Here is a 15,098-nt window from a genome sequence, read left to right on the forward strand (position 1 = left end):
AATTCTTTGTTTAAGATACAAAACCGGCCCCTCAGGGCCGGTGTTTACTCAGTTGTTATACAGGTCGATGATCGCGCTGACCGCCTGTGTCTTGATCTTCGACGAGTCGTTGCGCGCCTGCTCGATCTTGTTCAGGTAGGCCTCGTCGACATCGCCGGTCACGTACTTGCCGTCGAACACGGCGCAGTCGAACTGCTCGATCTTGATCTTGCCACCGCCAACCGCTTCGATCAGGTCCGGCAGGTCCTGGTAGATCAGCCAGTCGGCGCCGATCAGGTCGGCCACGTCCTGGGTCGAACGATTATGCGCGATCAGCTCATGGGCGCTCGGCATGTCGATACCGTACACGTTCGGGTAACGCACCGCAGGCGCAGCGGAACAGAAGTACACGTTCTTCGCCCCGGCTTCGCGGGCCATCTGGATGATCTGCTTGCAGGTGGTGCCCCGCACGATGGAGTCATCTACCAGCATTACGTTCTTGCCGCGGAACTCAAGCTCGATGGCGTTGAGCTTCTGGCGTACCGATTTCTTGCGTGCAGCCTGGCCGGGCATGATGAAGGTACGGCCGATGTAGCGGTTCTTCACGAAGCCTTCGCGGAACTTGACGCCCAGGTGGTTGGCCAGTTCCAGCGCAGCGGTACGGCTGGTATCCGGGATCGGGATGACCACATCGATATCGTGCTCGGGACGCTCGCGCAGGATCTTCTCGGCCAGCTTCTCGCCCATGCGCAGGCGCGCCTTGTAGACCGAGACGCCGTCGATGATCGAATCCGGACGCGCCAGGTAGACGTGTTCGAAGATGCACGGGGTGAGTTTCGGCGCTACGGCGCACTGACGGGTGTGCAGCTTGCCGTCTTCAGTAATGTAGACAGCCTCGCCCGGCGCCAGGTCGCGGATCAGGGTGAAGCCCAGCACGTCCAGGGACACGCTTTCGGAAGCGATCATGTACTCGACGCCTTCGTCGGTGTGACGCTGGCCGAACACGATCGGGCGAATGCCGTGGGGGTCGCGGAAACCAACGATGCCGTAACCGGTGATCATCGCCACCACCGCATAACCACCGACGCAACGGTTGTGCACGTCGATCACGGCGGCGAACACGTCTTCTTCGGTCGGCTGCAGCTTGCCGCGCTGGGCCAGCTCGTGGGCGAACACGTTGAGCAGCACTTCCGAATCGGAGCTGGTGTTGACGTGGCGCAGGTCAGATTCGTAGATCTCCTTGGCCAGTTGTTCAACGTTGGTCAGGTTACCGTTGTGCGCCAAGGTGATGCCGTAAGGCGAGTTGACGTAGAACGGTTGAGCTTCGGCCGAGGTCGAGCTACCGGCAGTCGGGTAGCGCACATGGCCAATTCCCATGTGCCCGACGAGGCGCTGCATGTGACGCTGATGGAACACGTCACGCACCAGGCCATTGTCCTTGCGCAGGAATAACCGGCCGTCGTGGCTGGTCACAATACCGGCAGCGTCCTGGCCGCGGTGCTGGAGGACGGTTAGCGCGTCATACAGCGCCTGATTGACGTTCGACTTACCGACGATACCGACGATGCCACACATGCGACGCAACCCCTACTTAATGAATCTTGACTGAACACAGCTTACTGAGGCGTTTTGGCCGGTAAGAGGTGCTCCTTGAACGGAAGATCAGCGGGTACGCTGATTCCGCTGGCCAGCCACTGACTGCTCCACCCCAGGATGAGGTTCTTGGACCAGTCTGCAACCAATAGAAATTTTGGCACGAGTACCGACTCCTGCCACCACGAATCCTGCTGTACCGGCCCCAGGCTCAACAGCCCGACCGCCACGACCACCAGCAACGCGCCACGCGCAGCCCCGAAGGCCATGCCGAGAAATCGATCGGTCCCGGAGAGGCCGGTGACACGTATCAACTCGCCAATAAGATAATTGACCATTGCCCCCACCAACAGCGTGGCGATGAACATGATGGCGCAGCCCGCGATGACGCGAGCCGAAGGTGTCTCTATGTACCCGGCCAAGTAGACCGACAGTGAACCACCGAACATCCAGGCTACGACTCCTGCGATGATCCAGGTCAGCAACGACAGTGCTTCTTTTACGAAGCCGCGGCTCAGACTGATCAAAGCGGAGATGGCGACGATTGCAACGATCGCCCAATCAACCCAGGTAAATGGCACAGTGCAGCCTACGTACGGATAAGGCGGCGCATTTTAGCAGAGCGCCGGGCTATCGGTAAGCGGTGATTGCGGCTGCTTTGCAAATCAATAGATTGGGCGGTGTGAACGCCATTTCAAGCCCACCATAAATCAATGTGGGAGCTGGCTTGCCTGCGATGAGGGCGGCACATTCGACATCGTTGTCGATTGAACCACCGCCATCGCAGGCAAGCCAGCTCCCACATTTAGAGCCTATTGCCCGTTCAGCCGCGCTCGGGCTGGAAACGCACCACAAACCCGTTGAGGTTCTGCTGACGACCCAGCAAGTCGCGCAGGCGATCTGCCTCCGCACGCTCGATCAGCGGCCCGACAAACACACGATTCTTGCCGTCAGCGCTGCGGATATAAGCGTTATACCCCTGGGCACGCAGCTTTTTCTGCAAGGCGTCGGCACTTTCGCGATTGGCCAGGCTGGCCAGCTGGATCGACCAACTGACCGGCAGGCCATTAGGGTCGATGCGACTCTGCCCCACATCCGGCTTGCCAGGCGCTGCAGGCTGCGGCGCTACCGGCTTGGGCGCTGGCGCCGGTGCAGCCGGTTTGGCGGCGACAGCCGGGGCTGGCGTTGGCTTGACCACCGGCACACTTGGCTGCACCGGCATCGAAGGGGCCTGTGAAGGCGCCTGCTGTGTGACGACCTCCTCCTCGACGGGCACAGGCTCTTGCGGCAACACCTGAGGCTCAGGCACGACCACCGGTTCGACCTGAACCTGCGGCACCACCGGCGCCTGGGGCGCAGCGGGAGCTTCAACCACCACCTGGCGCTGTTCGTCCTGGCGGGAAAACAGCATCGGCAAAAAGATTACCGCCAACGCCACCAGCACCAGGGCCCCGACCATTCGCTGCTTGTATGCGCTATCCAGTAATGCCATGTGCAGCTTCCTCCGTGGAGCGCCGGGCCAGCCATTCAAGCGCCTCGGCAACACAATAAAATGATCCGAACAACAGGATTTCGTCCTCGGCCGTCGCTACCGCACACTGCGCCTCCAGGGCTGCAGTGACGCTTGCATACGACGTCACCGGCGCGCCAAGGTTCTGCAAGGCAGTTTCCAACTCAACCGCAGGACGGCTGCGTGGCGTGTCCAGCGGCGCAACGGCCCAAGACTGGACGCTGCCCAGCAGTGGCGCAACCACGCCGTCCAGGTCCTTGTCGACCAACAACCCGAACACCGCCAGGCGACGCCCCACCGGCGGCGTACGCGCCAGACGCTCAGCCAGGTACTGCGCAGCATGGGGGTTATGGCCTACATCCAACATCAGGCTCAGGCGCTTGCCTTGCCAGTCGAAGGTTCGGCGATCGAGGCGCCCCACCACTTTCGTTGCCAGCAAGGTCGCCGCGATCTGCGCGGCGTCCCACGGCAGGTCCAGCAGCAAATAGGCTTGCAGCGCGAGCGCGGCGTTTTCCATCGGCAGGTTCAGCAACGGCAAATCAAGCAGCTCTACCCGTTGGCCACGTGCATCCTGCCCACGCCATTGCCAATGGGTGTGGCCGATGTCCAGGGTGAACTCGCGACCCCGCAGGTAGAACAGGCAATCCAGTTCGCGCGCCCTGTCGAGCAAGGGTTGCGGCGGGTCCAGGTCACCACACAGCGCCGGACGGCCCTGGCGGAAGATCCCGGCCTTTTCAAAAGACACCGATTCGCGGGTATTGCCCAGGTAATCGGCATGATCGACACCAATGCTGGTTACCAGGGCCAGGTCGGCATCCACCACGTTGACAGTATCCAGGCGCCCGCCGAGGCCGACTTCCAGCACGACCACATCCAGTTGCGCACGCTCGAACAGCCAGAACGCCGCCAGGGTGCCCATCTCGAAATAGGTCAGGGAAATGTCGCCACGCCCGGCTTCCAGGGCTGCGAAGGCTTCGCACAGCTGGGCATCAGTGGCTTCGACGCCATTGAGCTGCACCCGCTCGTTGTAGCGCAGCAGGTGCGGCGAACTGTACACGCCGACTTTGAGGCCCTGGGCCTGCAACAGCGCGGCGACAAAGGCACAGGTGGAGCCTTTGCCGTTGGTGCCGGTCACCGTGATCACACGCGGTGCCGGCTGGCCCAACCCGAGGCGGGCCGCTACCTGTTGCGAGCGCTCCAGGCCCATGTCGATGGCGGACGGATGCAACTGCTCAAGGTAGGCGAGCCATTCGCCCAGGGTACGTTGGGTCATAGGTTTGCTGGCACCGGCGGCACGACGATCGGCTCGACCTTAGGCGCGATGTACACAGGCGTCGGCAAGCCCATCATTTGCGCGAGCAGGCTGCCCAGGCGCGGGCGCAGTTCGCCACGCGGAATGATCAGGTCGATCGCACCGTGCTCCAGCAGGAACTCGCTGCGCTGGAAGCCTTCCGGCAGTTTTTCCCGCACGGTCTGCTCGATTACGCGCGGGCCGGCAAAACCGATCAGGGCTTTAGGCTCGCCAACGATCACATCGCCCAACATCGCCAGGCTGGCGGAGACGCCGCCGTAGACCGGGTCGGTCAGTACAGAGATGAACGGAATGCCTTCTTCACGCAGACGCGCCAGTACCGCCGAGGTCTTGGCCATTTGCATCAGGGAAATCAGGGCTTCCTGCATACGCGCACCACCGGAGGCGGCGAAGCAGATCATTGGGCAACGATTTTCCAGGGCATAGTTGGCAGCGCGAACAAAGCGCTCACCGACGATGGCACCCATGGAACCGCCCATGAAGGAGAATTCGAAGGCCGAGACTACTACCGGCATGCCCAGCAGCTTGCCGCTGACCGAAATCAGCGCGTCTTTCTCGCCAGTCTGCTTCTGTGCGCCGACCAGGCGGTCCTTGTACTTCTTGCTGTCGCGGAACTTGAGACGGTCAACCGGCTCCAGGTCGGCACCCAGCTCATTACGGCCATCGGCATCCAGGAAGATGTCGATACGAGCGCGTGCGCCAATACGCATGTGGTGGTTGCACTTGGGGCAAACGTCCAGGGTCTTTTCCAGCTCCGGGCGATACAGCACCGCGTCGCAGGATGGGCATTTGTGCCACAGACCTTCAGGAACCGAGCTTTTCTTCACCTCGGAACGCATGATCGAAGGGATCAGTTTGTCTACTAACCAGTTGCTCATGCTTTCTTTTCTCCAGTACCGGTGGCTTGAACACAGCCCCGCGTATGCCCTTGAGCTAAATTCATATGTGGCGATGACACAGGCGGGACGGGGTCAGACGTTGGACCTGCCATTTCCCGCCCGTATCCTCAGCCTTCCAGACAACCTGCCAGCGCAGGGTTGCCACTTCGTTTCCGGGCCACCCACAGGCAGCGCCGGGCTGTTTTACACAGTGGTAGTTATGGACGGCGGCAGACTGCCAGCCGTCACATCCCACCCCTGCTGTTGCGCACGGCCTGCATGAACGCGCGAATCTTGCTCGGGTCCTTGATCCCCTTGCCCTGCTCCACCCCACCGCTGACGTCCACGGCATACGGCCGGACCTGTTCGATGGCCGCCTGGACATTCGCTGGAGTGAGCCCACCCGCGAGAATGACCGGCTTGCTCAACCCCTCGGGAATCAGCGTCCAGTCGAACGCCTCGCCCGTGCCACCAGGTACGCCTTCGACGTAGGTGTCCAACAGAATCCCGCGAGCGCCGGTATAAGCGGCGCAGGCTGCGGCGATATCATCCCCAGCCTTGACTCGCAACGCCTTGATGTACGGGCGCTGATAGCTTTCGCATTCCTCTGGCGATTCGTCGCCATGGAACTGCAACATATCCAGCGGCACCGCATCCAGGGTTTCGTTGAGCTCGCAGCGGCTGGCGTTGACGAACAACCCCACGGTGGTCACGAAGGGCGGCAATGCAGCGATGATCGCCCGCGCCTGCAGCACATTCACCGCCCGTGGGCTCTTGGCATAAAACACCAGGCCAATGGCATCCGCCCCCGCTTCGACTGCCGCCAGCGCGTCTTCTATGCGGGTAATCCCGCAAATCTTGCTGCGAACGGCTGACATGTCGTAGGAACCTCAGGGTTGGACCGAGAAAGTCCCGGATGGTAACAAAAGCTTTTCCGGGCGTCAGCCGCCAAGTTCGCTGAAACCGGTGAGGAAGTGCGGCCCGATAAAGCGTTCCGGCAATTCGAACTCGTCGCGGTACTCCACATCCACCAGGTAAAGGCCGAACGGATGCGCCGTGACCCCGCCCGTGCGGCGAATGCGGCTATCCAGCACTTCCTTGGCCCACTCCACCGGGCGCTCACCGGTGCCGATGGTCATCAGCACGCCAGCGATGTTGCGCACCATGTGATGCAGGAAGGCACCTGCACGGATATCCAGCACAATCATCTTGCCGTGGCGCGTCACCCGCAGGTGGTGGACTTCCTTGATCGGCGACTTGGCCTGGCACTGCCCGGCACGGAACGCGCTGAAGTCATGCACCCCGACCAAATGCTGCGCGGCCTCGGCCATGCGCTCGGCATCCAGCGGGCGGTGGTTCCAGGTGATTTCTTCATTGAGGTGCGCCGGGCGGATCTGATCGTTGTAGATCACGTAGCGGTAACGGCGGGCGATGGCCTTGAAACGGGCGTGAAAATGCGCCGGCATGACCTTGGCCCAGCTGACACTGACATCATGGGGCAAATTGATATTAGCCCCCATCACCCACGCCTTCATCGACCGCTCGGCCTGGGTGTCGAAGTGCACCACTTGGCCACACGCGTGTACGCCGGCATCGGTACGCCCGGCACACATCAGCGACACCGGCGAGTTGGCGACTTTGGACAGGGCGTTTTCCAGGGTTTCCTGCACCGTCAGCACCCCGGAGGCCTGACGCTGCCAGCCGCGATAGCGCGAGCCTTTGTATTCCACGCCCAGGGCGATGCGGTAAAAGCCTGCGGCCGCCATTTCGGCAGCCGCGTTATCTATATTTGCCAAGAACTGTGAGCCTGATGAGTTGCGCAAAGGCGGGCATTATAGGGCGTCAGGGTGCATGAGAGGGGGCTTTTAATCTGGGGTTTTTGTGGCGAGGGAGCTTGCTCCCGTTCGACAGCGCAGCTGGAGCCCGCTTTTCAGGGGCGCTACGCACCCCAGCGGGAGCAAGCTCCCTCGCCACAACAAGCCCGCTCCCACATTTTTCTGCCTCGGCCGTTAGATTCGGCCGAGCATTTCCTTGGCTTCGCCACGCTGACCTTCGTTGCCTTCGGTCAGCACCTCGGACAGGATGTCTCGCGCGCCGTCAGCATCGCCCATGTCGATATAGGCCTGGGCCAGGTCGAGCTTGGTAGCCACTTCATCGGTGCCCGAGAGGAAGTCGAAATCCGGCTCATCCTCAGCACCCAGCGCGGCATCTTCAGCCGTGAAGGAAGGCTCGATCGGCGGATGTTCCAGGCTCTGGGACAATCGATCCAGTTCAGCGTTGACGTCGTCCAGCTCCGACGCGAAGGCATCGGGCTTGGCCGCAGGCTTGCTCGGCTCGTCCGCCAGCGACAGGTCAAAGTCTTCCGGCAGGTCGAATTCGTCCAGCGCAGCCGGCGTCAGGGTCGGCGGCTCCACCGGCGGTACATCCTTGATCTGCTCTTCAAGGCCCGACAGGAAGTCGTCATCGGTTTGCGACGCGGGCGGGTCCAGCTGCAGGTCCAGGTCAAAGTCCGACAGGTCCTGTGCGTCGGCCTTAGACTCGGTCTGTTGTTTGAGCAATGTTTCAAAGGTTTGCTGGTCTTGCGCGATCTCGGCCGGCGAGGCGGCTTCCAGGTCATCCAGGCTCAAGTCGAAATCGGTGTCGAAGGTGTCTGCCTGCGCAGCCGAGGCCGGCTTGTCGTCGAGCAGGTCCTTGACGTATTGCGCATCCAGGGCTGCGGCGGCCACTGCGGCACTGACACCCGCCGCCAACACGGCCATGGCCGGGAAGCGCGCCTTGAGCTGCTCGACCTGGGCATGGTTCTCACCGTTGGCCACCAACTGGCGCTCCTGGGTGACGAACCCGTCCTTGTTGTTCTGCAGGCCATAGACTTCCATCAGCTTCAAACGCAGGTCACTGCGCTTGGGCTCGTGCTTGATGGCTTGTTCAAGCACATCCGCCGCCTGGTTCAGGTGGCCACGGTCAATATGGGATTGGGCCTGGGCCAGGGCGTCGCTGGAATTTTCCTGAGCCACGGCAACCGCCAACGGCGCCAGCACGGAGGCGACCGTCGGCGCCACAACCGTCTCGACCACCGGGGCTGGCGCGGGTGCGGCTGCTGGCGCCACTGCGGTGGCGAGCTTGACGCTCGGCGGCGGCACTTCAAGGCCCTCGAAGCTGTCAGGCGGCAGGTCTTGATCGATATTGGAAACGAACTCAGGCTCTTCGGCCAACGCCCGAGCCATGCGCAGATGCTTCTCTTCTTCACGGCGAGCATTGCGATGGCGAGCCCATAGCAGCAGAAGCAGCAGCACCACCAGCAGGGCCGCACCGCCAAGGATGCCGAGCACAATCGGGTTGGTCAGCAGATCATTGAACTTGCCTTCGGTACTGGCCGGCGCGGCAGCCGGCTTGACAGGTTCAGGCGCTGGCGCTGGCGTTGCAACAGGGGCCGCAGGCTCGGCTGCAGGCTCACCGGGCAACTGTGCGGGGATCGCGGCGGGCTCACCGGTTTGCGCCTGCAAACGAGCCAATTGGTCATTCTTCAGCTGGATCAGCTTCTGCAGCTTGTCCAGCTGGCTTTGCAGGTCGGCGGCACGGCTTTTCAGTTCTTCGTTGTCGCGCCGCGTGGTGTCGAGCTCTTCCTGGGTCATCGCCAGCTTGTCGCTCAGGGCGCGGCTGTCCCCAGCTGCGCCTTTGCCACCTTTCTTGGCGGCTTGCGCCGATACCAGACTCAAATTGTCCTTGGCCTGGGTGCTCGACGGCGCATTGCCGGCCTGGGTGCGCCGGGTTGCATCCAACTGCGGCTTACCAGCCACTTGCCCCTGAGGACTACGCTGGCGCTGGCGCCAGGCTGCGTTCTGCGCACTCACTTCGGCAATCGCTTGCGGCTGGGCCAGGGCTGTACTTTGGGTGATATCCGGCAGGCGTAGCACCTGGCCGGTTTTCAGGCGGTTGATGTTGCCGTCGACAAAGGCATCCGGGTTAAGCGCCTGGATAGCCAACATCGTTTGCTGGACCGAGGCGCCGTGACGGTTCTTCGCGGCAATCTCCCACAAGGTATCGTGGGGCGTGGTGGTGTGCCGGGCAAGCGTGCCAGTGGCAGGCGCAGAGCTGGCCGGCGCGCTGGCAGTCGGTGCCGGCTGGTCAAACTTGGCCGGGTCGAGCAGCACACTGTAGTCACGCATCAAGCGGCCATTGGGCCATTGCACCTGCATGAGGAAACGCACGTAGGAATCGGGCAGCGGCTTGCTGGAGGTCACACGTACCACGCTGCGACCTTCGGGGTTGATCACCGGCGTGAACGTCAGGTCATCGAGAAACGCCTGGCGGTCGACACCCGCATCCACGAAGGCCTGGGCCGAAGCCAGGCTGGGGGTGATCTCGGACGCCGTGAGGCCGCCCACATCGCGCAATTCGATTTCCACCGACAGCGGCTGGTTCAACTTCGACTTGAGGGTCATCTCCCCAAGTTGCAGCGCCTGCGCCATACCGGAGGACAGCGCCGAGGCGGCCGCTATTGCTAACACCAGTTTGCGAACTTGAACCATAGCCTCATCCTTTGTTTGAACACTTCCCGCTCTGCGAGAAGGTTGGTAACCGCTGCCATAAGGCATGGCGAGCCGATAGGTCACCGACGCGCTTGTGTTTCACTTGGGACCAAGCATAGCGCCTGGCTAGAATCAATCTACAAATTGCCGCCAAGTATCTTTTACACAAGGTCTTTTATCAACAACTGCGCCAGTTCCACGGCGTTCAGGGCCGAGCCTTTGCGTACGTTATCTGACGTCAACCAAAGATTTAGTTCCGCCGGGTCGTCGATACCTGCGCGAACTCGCCCGACGTACACCACGTCCTGGCCGACGGCATCGCCTACGGCTGTGGGGTAATCGCCCTCCTCGACCAGCTCGATTCCCGGCGCCGCGTCGAGGGCGCGGTTCACCGCGGCCAGGTCGACCGGCGCGGCCAGTTGCAGCGACACAGTCAGGCTATCGCCGAAAAACACCGGGGCTTGAACGCAGGTGGCGGAAATCTTTAGTAAAGGTGTTTCCAGCACCGCACGCAGTTCGTGTACGAGGCGCTTCTCCAGGGCGGTATGACCTTGGACGTCTGGCGTGCCGACTTGCGCGAGCAGGTTGAACGCCACTTGCCGATCGAAGAACGCTGGCTCCAAGGGACGCACGTTCAGCAGTTCGGCAGTCTGGCGCGCCAACTCGCTGACGGCCTCGCGGCCCTGGGCAGAGATGGCCAGGTTGGCGGTGACGCTCACGCGCTGGATGTCCACTACATTGCGCAACGGTGCCAGCACCACCGCGAGGTAGGTGGCACAAGGGCTCGGGCTGCCGAGCTGGAAAGGCTTTTTCAACGCGCCCAGCACATGGGCGTTGGCCTGCGGCACCACTTGCGGCGCCTGCTCGGCGGGCAATGCGCCAGACAAGTCGATCACCGCGCAGCCAGCGGCGGTGGCACGCGGGGCGAAGCTCAGGGTCACCGCGGGGCCTGCAGCGAAGAACGCCAACTGCACCTTGCTGAAATCAAACGTGTCGACCTCTTTGACCCGCACGTTCTTGCCCCGAAACGGCACCGAAGCCCCCGCCGAGTTGCTACCCGCCAGCAGGTACAAGGTGCCCACCGGGAACTCCAGCTCTTCGAGAATCTGCACCAGGGTTTCGCCAACGGTACCGGTAGCGCCGATCACGGCGATTTCAAAGGTCTGGGTCATGGGATTGCCTCGGGCATTACGGGGGAGCGGCACTTTACCGGGTGGTAGAGGGTGAGGCAATTACAGCCCCCCTGATCGTTCCCGCGCTCTGCGTGGGAACGCCTCCTGTGACGCTCCGCGTCACGCCTCTAAAGCAGACGCAGAGCGTCCAGAGCTGCATTCCCACGCAGAGCGTGGGAACGATCACAAGGGCAACAAAAAACCCGCGCCTGTCACCAGAACGCGGGTTTCTGTTATTGCCTCAAGCGATCAACGCTCCAGCAAAATCCGCAACATGCGACGCAACGGCTCAGCCGCGCCCCACAGCAGTTGGTCGCCAACGGTGAACGCGCCAAGGAACTGGCTGCCCATGTTCAGCTTGCGCAGGCGGCCCACCGGCACATTCAGGGTGCCGGTGACCTTGGTCGGGCTCAGCTCCTGCATGCTGATATCGCGGTTGTTCGGCACCAGCTTGACCCAGGGGTTGTGCTGGCTGATCAGCCCTTCGATATCGGCGATCGGCACGTCTTTGTTCAGCTTGATGGTCAGCGCCTGGCTGTGGCAACGCATGGCGCCAATGCGCACGCAGATGCCATCCACCGGGATCGGGTTCTTGAAACGCCCCAGGATCTTGTTGGTTTCGGCCTGGGCCTTCCACTCTTCGCGACTCTGACCGTTAGGCAGTTCCTTGTCGATCCACGGGATCAGGCTACCGGCCAATGGCACGCCGAAGTTCTCGGTCGGGTAAGCATCGCTGCGCATGGCCTCGGCCACACGGCGGTCGATATCGAGGATCGCGCTGGCCGGGTCAGCCAGTTGATCGGCGACAGCGGCGTGGGTCGCGCCCATCTGCTTGATCAGTTCACGCATGTTCTGCGCGCCGGCACCGGAGGCCGCCTGATAGGTCATCGCGCTCATCCACTCCACCAGGCCCGCTTCGAACAGGCCGCCCAGGCCCATCAGCATCAGGCTGACGGTGCAGTTGCCGCCCACATAGTTCTTGGTACCGGCGTCCAGTTGCTGGTCGATGACCTTGCGGTTGACCGGGTCGAGGATGATCACCGCGTCGTCCTGCATGCGCAGGCTCGAAGCGGCGTCGATCCAGTAACCCTGCCAGCCGGCTTCGCGCAGCTTGGGGAAGACTTCGCTGGTGTAGTCGCCACCCTGGCAGGTCAGGATCACGTCGAGGCTCTTCAACTCTTCAATGCTGTAGGCATCCTTGAGCGGGGCAATATCCTTGCCCACGGACGGCCCTTGGCCACCTACGTTCGAAGTGGTGAAAAACACCGGCTCAATAAGATCGAAATCCTGCTCTTCCAGCATCCGCTGCATGAGCACGGAACCGACCATACCGCGCCAACCGATCAGACCTACACGTTTCATCGCAACTACACCTTGTTAAAAAGTGGGCCGCCTTGCAGCAACAACTGCAAGCGGGCCCGAGAGATTACAGATTCCGCAGCGCGGCGACTACTGCGTCGCCCATTTCTTGCGTCCCGACCTTGGTGCAACCCTGGGACCAGATATCGCCGGTGCGCAAGCCCTGATCCAGCACCAGGCTGACGGCCTTCTCGATTGCGTCCGCCGCATCGCCCAGGTTGAAGCTGTAGCGCAGCATCATCGACACCGACAAAATCGTCGCCAGCGGGTTGGCAATGCCCTGCCCCGCGATGTCTGGCGCCGAACCGTGGCACGGCTCGTACATGCCTTTGTTATTGGTGTCCAGGGACGCCGACGGCAGCATGCCGATGGAACCGGTGAGCATCGACGCCTGGTCGGACAGGATGTCGCCGAACAGGTTGTCGGTGACAATCACGTCGAACTGCTTGGGTGCGCGCACCAGTTGCATGGCGGCGTTGTCGACGTACATGTGGCTCAGTTCGACGTCCGGATAATCCTTGGCGACTTCTTCGACGATTTCACGCCACAGTTGGCTGGAAGCCAGCACATTGGCCTTGTCCACCGAGCAGACTTTTTTGCCGCGCACGCGCGCCATGTCGAAACCGACACGGGCGATACGGCGGATTTCGCTCTCGCTGTATGGCAGCGTGTCATAGGCCTGACGCTCACCATTTTCCAACTCGCGCACGCCCCGTGGCGAGCCGAAGTAGATACCGCCGGTCAGCTCACGCACGATGAGGATATCCAGGCCCGCCACCACTTCCGGCTTGAGGCTCGACGCGTCAGCCAGTTGCGGGTAGAGGATGGCCGGGCGCAGGTTACCGAATAGGCCCAGTTGCGCACGAATCTTCAGCAAGCCGCGCTCAGGGCGGATGTCACGCTCGATCTTGTCCCATTTCGGCCCACCCACGGCGCCGAGCAGTACCGCATCGGCAGCCCGGGCGCGGTCGAGGGTCTCGTCAGCCAGCGGCACGCCGTGCTTGTCGATGGCAGCGCCGCCGATCACGTCGTGGCTCAGCTCGAAGCCCAGGCTGTACTTGCTGTTGGCAAGCTCAAGGACCTTGACCGCTTCGGCCATGATTTCCGGCCCAATACCGTCGCCAGGGAGAATCAGAATCTGCTTGCTCATGGGTTCCTCATTTCATCAAGCGACCCGCCCGTGGGCAGGTCGGGAAAAATCAATCAGCGTTCGGCGAAGACCACCAGCACATCGGTGCTGAAGGTGCCGTCGGCTTGAACTTCGTAATAATCACGTACTTCCTGGCCCATCGCCTTTTGCAGCTCAAGGATTGCTGCACGCAGTACCTCTGGCGTGCGCATGCGTTCAACCCACGAGGTGTACTCCAGGCGCAAGCGCTGGCGACTGCTGCTGCGCACGTGCAGGCCAGCCTCACTCAACTGGCGCATCCACTCGGCGCCGGAATAGTCACGTACATGGCTGGTGTCGCGCAGCACTTCGACGGTTTGCAGGTAAGTGTCCAACAGCGGGCTGCCCGGTGACAAGACATCCACAAACGCCGCCACGCCACCCGGCTTGAGCACACGGCGCACTTCACGCAGGGCCAGGCCGAGGTCGCTCCAGTGATGGGCCGAATAACGGCTGAACACGAAGTCGAATTCGCCATCGGCGAACGGCAGGCGCTCGGCGGCGCCGTGCACGGTGCGGATGTTGTCCAGGTTGCGGTCTTTGGCGGCGGCGGCCACCACGTCGAGCATAGGCTGGGACAAGTCGTAGGCCACCACTTCTTTGACCAGAGGCGCCACATGAAAGCTGACATGACCGGCACCGCAGCCCAGGTCCAGCAGGCGTGCAGCGCCCTGCCCGGCCAGTTCGGCCTGTAGCAGTGCGAATTCGGTGCCCTGGGCGTGTACGGCGCTGCTCAGGTAGGCCGAGGCTTGCTCGCCGAATTGTTTTTGCACGACTTGGGTGTGGGCGGTGGTGGTCATGGTGGCTTTCCTTGGGGTTTGTGGTGGTTGCACTGGCGCTATCGCAGGCAAGCCAGCTCCCACCGTTGACCGAGGTGCTCAGGCGAACCTCGATCCCTGTGGGAGCGGGCTTGCCCGCGATGGGGCCCGCACGGTTACCGCAAATCAGGCATCGCGAAACAGCCAGGGCTGGCTCGCCCGGTGCCTGGTTTCAAACGCAGCAATCGCATCGCCGTCCTGCAAGGTCAGGCCAATGTCGTCCAGGCCGTTGATCAGGCAGTGCTTACGGAAGGCATCCACTTCAAAGTGGTACACTTTGCCATCCGGGCGGGTCACGGTTTGCGCGGCCAGGTCCACCGTCAACTGGTAGCCGACATTGGCCTCCACTTGCTGGAACAACTCGTCCACTTCAGCGTCGCTCAAGATGATCGGCAACAGGCCGTTCTTGAAGCTGTTGTTGAAGAAGATATCGGCGTAGCTCGGCGCGATGATGCTGCGAAAGCCGTACTCTTCCAGGGCCCAAGGCGCGTGCTCGCGGCTGGAGCCGCAGCCGAAGTTTTCCCGGGCCAGCAACACGCTGGCGCCTTGGTAACGCTCGGCGTTGAGCACAAAGTCCTTGTTCAGAGGGCGCTTGGAGTTGTCCTGGTAGGCGTAGCCCACGTCCAGGTAGCGCCACTCATCGAACAGGTTGGGGCCGAAACCGGTGCGCTTGATCGACTTCAGGAATTGCTTTGGGATGATCTGGTCGGTGTCCACATTGGCACGGTCCAACGGCGCTACAAGGCCTGTGTGTTGGGTAAAAGCTCTCATCGGGTTTTC

At 62.0% G+C, this 15,098-nt stretch carries 13 protein-coding genes; all 13 read right to left on the reverse strand.

Going from position 1 to position 15,098, the window contains the following annotated elements:
- Positions 1 to 48 precede the first annotated feature (48 nt).
- The 13 genes from purF to leuD all read right to left on the reverse strand — a co-directional run bounded on the left by purF (position 49) and on the right by leuD (position 15,089).
- A complete protein-coding gene (gene purF, locus GIV26_RS11865) occupies positions 49 to 1,554 on the reverse strand; it encodes an amidophosphoribosyltransferase (protein WP_003192537.1) in 1,506 nt (501 codons plus the stop codon).
- A gap of 41 nt (positions 1,555 to 1,595) precedes the next feature.
- Positions 1,596 to 2,153 (reverse strand): CvpA family protein, encoded by a 558-nt coding sequence (locus GIV26_RS11870; RefSeq protein ID WP_003192538.1) that lies wholly within the window; start codon positions 2,151 to 2,153, stop codon positions 1,596 to 1,598.
- Between the two features lie 242 nt (positions 2,154 to 2,395).
- Complete coding sequence (locus GIV26_RS11875; protein ID WP_054898767.1) at positions 2,396 to 3,064, reverse strand: SPOR domain-containing protein; 669 nt, start codon at positions 3,062 to 3,064, stop codon at positions 2,396 to 2,398.
- Positions 3,048 to 4,355, reverse strand: a complete 1,308-nt coding sequence (gene folC, locus GIV26_RS11880; protein ID WP_236280638.1) for a bifunctional tetrahydrofolate synthase/dihydrofolate synthase — start codon at positions 4,353 to 4,355, stop codon at positions 3,048 to 3,050. Before folC ends, GIV26_RS11875 begins: the two co-directional genes overlap by 17 nt.
- Entirely contained in the window at positions 4,352 to 5,272 is a 921-nt protein-coding gene (gene accD / locus GIV26_RS11885) for an acetyl-CoA carboxylase, carboxyltransferase subunit beta (protein ID WP_003192545.1), read from the reverse strand. The genes folC and accD overlap by 4 nt, the downstream gene beginning before the upstream one ends.
- Before the next feature lie 245 nt (positions 5,273 to 5,517).
- Complete coding sequence (locus GIV26_RS11890) at positions 5,518 to 6,150, reverse strand: phosphoribosylanthranilate isomerase (RefSeq protein ID WP_034126238.1); 633 nt, start codon at positions 6,148 to 6,150, stop codon at positions 5,518 to 5,520.
- 63 nt (positions 6,151 to 6,213) lie between these two features.
- A complete protein-coding gene (truA, locus tag GIV26_RS11895; protein WP_054898765.1) occupies positions 6,214 to 7,038 on the reverse strand; it encodes a tRNA pseudouridine(38-40) synthase TruA in 825 nt (274 codons plus the stop codon).
- Positions 7,039 to 7,281: 243 nt separating this feature from the next.
- Positions 7,282 to 9,801 carry a FimV/HubP family polar landmark protein gene (locus GIV26_RS11900; RefSeq protein WP_054899005.1) on the reverse strand — a complete coding sequence of 840 codons (2,520 nt, stop codon included), beginning with the start codon at positions 9,799 to 9,801 and terminating at the stop codon, positions 7,282 to 7,284.
- A 161-nt stretch (positions 9,802 to 9,962) separates the two neighbouring features.
- Positions 9,963 to 10,973 (reverse strand): aspartate-semialdehyde dehydrogenase, encoded by a 1,011-nt coding sequence (locus GIV26_RS11905; protein WP_054922592.1) that lies wholly within the window; start codon positions 10,971 to 10,973, stop codon positions 9,963 to 9,965.
- A 249-nt stretch (positions 10,974 to 11,222) separates the two neighbouring features.
- Positions 11,223 to 12,335 (reverse strand): aspartate-semialdehyde dehydrogenase, encoded by a 1,113-nt coding sequence (asd, locus tag GIV26_RS11910; RefSeq protein ID WP_003192554.1) that lies wholly within the window; start codon positions 12,333 to 12,335, stop codon positions 11,223 to 11,225.
- Positions 12,336 to 12,399: 64 nt separating this feature from the next.
- Complete coding sequence (leuB, locus tag GIV26_RS11915; RefSeq protein WP_003192555.1) at positions 12,400 to 13,482, reverse strand: 3-isopropylmalate dehydrogenase; 1,083 nt, start codon at positions 13,480 to 13,482, stop codon at positions 12,400 to 12,402.
- A gap of 53 nt (positions 13,483 to 13,535) precedes the next feature.
- A complete protein-coding gene (locus GIV26_RS11920; RefSeq protein ID WP_236280639.1) occupies positions 13,536 to 14,300 on the reverse strand; it encodes a class I SAM-dependent methyltransferase in 765 nt (254 codons plus the stop codon).
- Between the two features lie 144 nt (positions 14,301 to 14,444).
- A complete protein-coding gene (leuD, locus tag GIV26_RS11925; RefSeq protein ID WP_014719160.1) occupies positions 14,445 to 15,089 on the reverse strand; it encodes a 3-isopropylmalate dehydratase small subunit in 645 nt (214 codons plus the stop codon).
- Between the last annotated feature and the right edge of the window lie 9 nt (positions 15,090 to 15,098).

The organism is Pseudomonas sp. PA-1-3F (genome assembly GCF_021609665.1).
Classification (GTDB): Bacteria; Pseudomonadota; Gammaproteobacteria; order Pseudomonadales; family Pseudomonadaceae; genus Aquipseudomonas; species Aquipseudomonas paracarnis.